Annotated in this window: 4 protein-coding genes and 1 pseudogene; 2 read left to right on the top strand and 3 right to left on the bottom strand. The window is 62.9% G+C overall.

The window, feature by feature from the left end; translation table 11 throughout:
* Positions 1-523 (top strand): annotated as a pseudogene (locus tag EOA60_RS22380) (vitamin B12-dependent ribonucleotide reductase); the annotation flags it as partial.
* 160 nt (positions 524-683) lie between these two features.
* Positions 684-1,055 (top strand): VOC family protein, encoded by a 372-nt coding sequence (locus tag EOA60_RS22375; RefSeq protein ID WP_095825295.1) that lies wholly within the window; start codon positions 684-686, stop codon positions 1,053-1,055.
* A 231-nt stretch (positions 1,056-1,286) separates the two neighbouring features.
* Here EOA60_RS22375 and EOA60_RS22370 read toward each other — a convergent pair whose 3' ends face one another.
* The 3 genes from EOA60_RS22370 to EOA60_RS22360 all read right to left on the bottom strand — a co-directional run.
* Entirely contained in the window at positions 1,287-1,769 is a 483-nt protein-coding gene (locus EOA60_RS22370) for a DUF2314 domain-containing protein (protein ID WP_095825294.1), read from the bottom strand.
* Positions 1,770-1,909: 140 nt separating this feature from the next.
* Positions 1,910-3,049 carry a GH25 family lysozyme gene (locus EOA60_RS22365; RefSeq protein ID WP_095825293.1) on the bottom strand — a complete coding sequence of 380 codons (1,140 nt, stop codon included), beginning with the start codon at positions 3,047-3,049 and terminating at the stop codon, positions 1,910-1,912.
* 211 nt (positions 3,050-3,260) lie between these two features.
* A partial coding sequence (locus tag EOA60_RS22360) for a phosphodiester glycosidase family protein (RefSeq protein WP_128311907.1) occupies positions 3,261-3,970 on the bottom strand: 710 nt, incomplete at its 5' end.

Raw genomic sequence — 3,970 nt, 5'->3', positions numbered from 1 at the left:
GAGACAGGTCGATCAGTCGGACTTCGACAAGACGGCGCTCGGCCGCGGCATCACCGAAGGCAAGGCGACGCCGTTCTCCAAGGGCCTCTATCGCGGTGCCTCGCCGGTGAAGCTGGTGTCGGCTGCCGGTTCAGACCCCAAGGGTTTTGGCGGCTCAGCCCCGACGACGGCCCCTGCCCGCGCAGCGCCCACCGCCTTCGCCGGCTCCAACGTGCTGGCGTTGAAGCCTGCAAGCGACGAGGCCCTTGCCTACAAGCGCGACTATGAGGAGCGCGCCAGGGAACTGGCCGAGGAGATGGTGGAAGAGGAAGCCGAGGCCGCCGGCGGCGCCGAGGCGTTCTTCACCGACGCCGCCGCCAACGAGGCCGCCGAGGCCAAGAAGCTAGCCGCCACCCGTCGCCAGCAGTCCTTGCTCCAGGGTTACACCGGCAACGAATGTTCGGAGTGCCACAACTTCACCATGGTGCGGAACGGCACCTGCGAGAAGTGCGACACGTGTGGTTCGACGAGCGGGTGCAGCTGAGGCCCGATGCCGCCAAGGCTGACAGTCAGCGAAGTTATTCGCAAGCTGGAGGCCGATGGCTGGTATCTGGTTGCAACCAAATGCAGCCATCGCCAATATAGATCAAAGCCGGCCGCGTCATCGTGGCCGGCCGCACTGGCCTGATTGTCCAAGGCCTTCCATGATCGATCACATCACTCTCGAAGTGAGCGACCTCGAACAGAGCAAGCTCTTCTACGAAAAGGCTTTTGCGCCGTTGGGGTATCGCCTCGCTTTCGGCAAGGAAGGCGTGTTCTGGGCCTTCGATGTCGGCAATGGCTGCCTGTTCGAGATCCAGAGCACCGGCGAGAAGCCGCCGCTCACCCATCTTCATGTCGCTTTCCGGGTGAAGGGCAAGGCGGAGGTCGATGCGTTCTATAGGGCGGCGTTGGAGGCAGGTGCCGCGGACAATGGCGCGCCCGGGCCGCGTCCGGACTACGCGGCGAACTACTACGCCTGCTTCGTGCTTGATCCCGACGGTTACAACATCGAGGCGATGATCAACGAGGCGTGACGGGCGATGCCCTTCGGCTTCGTCATTCTAGGGCGGAGCAAGGAGCGAAGCGACGCAGCGCAGACCCTAGAATCCATGCCGTTACATCAAGGCGCTGCGGCGTTTCAGAATTCTGCACGCTGCGCCCTACGGCAATGGTCACGGCATGGGTCCTCGGGTCAAGCCCGAGGACGACGAAAGCGCGATGGACGGCCTCTCCTCAGCTCTTGTGGGGAGAAGGGAGCGCCGCCTTCAATCCTTGAACGTGATCCCGTATTTCGCGGCCTGTTCCTTCGGCATGTCGGCCAGCGCCTGGCGTACCGTGTAGCCACCATAGACGTCGCCGCCGTTGCGGATCATCCAGTCCTCGACATCGGCCTCGGCAACCGTCATGCGGTCGCCCATCTTGTATTGGTTGCCGTTGACCGGCTTGTCGGCCAGCAATCCGACGAAGCGGCCGTCGCTAAAAGCCACAAGCTGCATCCAGATATGCTCGGTGGCGCCGTTCTGGGTCAGCGGGAACTTGACCGTATAGGTGCCAGGCGTGCGGGCGGCCATCAACTCATGGAAGCGCGGCAGCGTCGAATGGCCCTTCGCCTTGGCACCCTGCATCGCCTCGTCGGTGGTTGAATAGGCAACCACATTTTCATTGGGCGTTTTGTTGCGCAGGTGCGAATTGAAAAATCCGTAGCCGACGGCGGCCACCACAGCGGCAGTGACAATCAATTTGCGCATAGACCCCTCCAAGACGCGATCACGAACACGTTACCGGAAGGCCGTTGCCGCGCCGCTAAGGGAGACGGTGAGTCGTTGGTTAGCGAAATCCTGAAATTGCCGTCGATCGTCAGCTCGGCGCCGGGGTGAAGCAGACGGCCTCAATTCGCGTCGGCCACCATCTCGCCGCCGCCCAGCCACCTGCGCCACTGCCGCTCGTCGCCGTGGAAGACATTGAGGTCGATGCGGCCGCTGACGCCATGCGACAGGCCGGAGCCCGAATATTGCCAGAACAGCCAGTTGCGGCCCGGATAGACCTTTGACGGATGGGCGGCCACCGCGCGCAACCAGAACGGATAGTCGAGGAAAGCGCCGCGCAGATTGTCGCGATAAAAATCCGGCGACGTGTAGATGATGGGCCGCTGGCCGTAATGGCGCTCCAGCTTGTCCATGAACACCTGCATCTTCTCCAGCACCTTCTGGCGCGAAGGCCGGCGCTTGCAGGAGGACTCGCCGTTCCACTCGACATCGATGACCGGCGGCAGCGCGCCTTGGACCCGCGGCACGTTGCGGATGAACCAGTCGGCCTGCTCGCCGGCGGTGCGGCACCAGTAGAAGAAATGATAGGCGCCGCGCTTCAGCCCGGCGGCATCGGCGCCGCGCCAGTTTTTCATGAACATCGGATCGAGATGGTCGCCGCCGTCGGTCGCCTTGATGTAGGCGAAGTTGGCGCCCTGGGCGCGCAGCTTTTGCCAGTTGATATTGCCCTGCCAGCGCGACACGTCGACGCCATGGACGGCAAGGTGCCTTGGCGAGGCGCGCCCGAAATTGATCGGTTTGGCATCGCGAAAGGCATAGCGGGTGACGGGGCCAGCAAGCATCGCGGGCGCTGCGCGCGACAGCCGCTTCGGCGGCGAGACGAGTGCTGCGGCCTCGACCGGGGGCTCGACCGTATCCGGCAGGTCCGGCGCCGGGAACGCCACCGTTTCTTCCTCGGCCAAGCCAAAGGGACGCGAATTCTCATCCCCTGGACGCGCGTTGTCCTCGTCAACACGAGCATTCTGGTCGCCAGGGAGCGACGCCGGCGGCCTGATGCGCGCGGCGCCCGCCATGGAAACGGTCTCCACCGTCATCGCAGCGTCGGCGGTCTTCACTGCCTTCGTCACCGGCGCGCTTGGCCGCACGACCGAACTGGTCGTCTCGTTCGACGGCATCTGCAAGGCATCGACGCCCGAGGTAGACGAGCAGCCGGCAAGGCAAAGCCCTACAAGCACGAAACTGACGACGCCAAAAATCCGCATCTTGACCTGTACGCAAAACAAAACAGACCGAGGGCCGGAACAGCGCCGCCGGAAGCCCCATTCCTAATGAGAAATTACCAACAAAGTTTGAATCAAAATTTACCTTTGGTTCAGCGGGGCGATTCGCCAGGCGAGCCGACAATGAAAGCTCCGTCTTTGTTTGCACGCAATTTCCGAACGGCACACCGCTTCTCGGTTTTCCTCGAATTGCTTAGCGCCTGAACACGCCGATCATCGGCCCGAGATTCCAGAAATCGTCGTTGCGGCCAATGGCCGGCGCATAGAGGCTGGAGATCGAGCCGTCGAGGAAGAGCGCGTTGGGACAGCCGAGTTCGTCGCGGAACAGGCGCGCGAATTCGTGGAAAGTCACCACGTCGTTCGAGATGGCGAAGACGACGACGCCGTCGCCACGCACGCCGACGCCATCGCGGATTTTTCGCGAAGGGCTGTCGGCCTGGAATTTCGGATGCAGCTTTCCGTCGATCACCAGCATCGGCCCGGACTGGGTGGCATAGTCCACCTTCGGGGAACGCTTCAAATAATCCTTCGTCGCGCGAACGCCGGCCTTGCCGTCGCTAAGATAGAAGACGCCGTTGGGCTGCATCGAGAAATTGCCGGAGCCGGCCCCGGTCTTCGCCGACGCGATCTGCTGCCCGCGCTCGACATAGAGACCGACAGGCGCGAGATTGGGATGGTACATGCCGGCATTGATGCCGAAGAGCATGGTGCGTCCGGCCGCCTGCTGCGCGCTTCGAAGATTGTGCAGCGACTGGTAGAGCTTGCCGTCGGGATCCTTCCAGAACAGCTCGATCGAGTAATGCTTCGGGTCCGTCTCGCAGACGAGATAGGTCGCGGTCTCGAAGGTGTGATTGCGGCATGGCGGCAGCGCTGCGACCCATTGGCTGAGCCCCAGGCCCGCAC

It is taken from the genome of Mesorhizobium sp. M1A.F.Ca.IN.020.06.1.1 (genome assembly GCF_004023265.1).
GTDB lineage: Bacteria > Pseudomonadota > Alphaproteobacteria > Rhizobiales > Rhizobiaceae > Mesorhizobium.
Note: the sequence above shows the minus strand (reverse complement) of the source record. Positions and strands in the feature narration are given on the sequence as shown.